Here is an 866-nt window from a genome sequence, read left to right as displayed (position 1 = left end):
ATGGGAAACCGGTATTCGGATTGAAATGCCAGCAGGGCATGGTCCCGGTAGCGCCCTTCGTACATTCCCCGGAACATCAGCTTTCCCCCCAGCTTGGGCAGGGAAGTAAATGGGGCATTGCCCGAAATGTGCTGCCAGAGGGACTGGAATCCCAGCACATGTCCCTCCGCCAGGGGGAAGAACCAACGCAGATCGGCCTTGTATTGTAAATATTCGAATTGCGTATCGGGAGCGCTGCCCCTGAACCGGAGGAGGGACAGCGCAATCAATCCTCCCTCCCGCGGACCAAAAGGATGTTCCCGCCAATCGAATCGCACGGTCATTCCGAATCCCGTCACCTCGCTCCCTTGCGCGCCCGGCGCCCCATTCGCGCCCCCGCTCCCGAGGGATCCACCGGGCTCTGTTTCCACGATTGCGGTGCGTTCGAAAGCAAGGATGGGCCCCAGTCTCCAGCCGCCGGCCGTATTGAGTGTAAACTCGGTCTCCACCCTCCAGATGATCGGGGTGTAATTTTCCTCCGCTTCGGGAACCGTGTCGTTGCCGATTCCGTAGAACAGGGTGGGAAATTTCAGATACTCCAGATTGGCCTTGATGCGGTACCGGTCGCGCAGCAGGAACACTTCCGGAATCACCCATAAGTGGTACTGTTTCTCCTGGGTAACCATGGCGCTGGCCCATAGGCTGTCCGGTTGCCCAAGGCTGTCCCCGGCGGCCTCCTCTCCGATCAGCCATGTGGCCACCCCCAGGCCCAGGCGGGTTTCCGGCGAGTAAGACGTGATGGGAAAAATTTCCGATCCGAGCCAGGAAAATTCATCGGACTGGATGGCTTCCGGAGGAATGGGGTCCTCCGGCAATTTATTCTCCGC

At 59.4% G+C, this 866-nt stretch carries 1 protein-coding gene; it reads right to left on the bottom strand.

From position 1 onward, the window contains the following. On the bottom strand, positions 1-854 hold an 854-nt coding region (locus FVQ81_18765), incomplete at its 3' end, for a hypothetical protein (protein ID MBW7998572.1). Positions 855-866: the final 12 nt, after the last annotated feature.

Source organism: Candidatus Glassbacteria bacterium, from assembly GCA_019456185.1.
Lineage (GTDB): Bacteria > Gemmatimonadota > Glassbacteria > GWA2-58-10 > GWA2-58-10 > JAJRTS01.
The sequence above is the reverse complement of the archived record's forward strand: the minus strand, read 5'-3'. Positions and strand labels throughout refer to the sequence as shown.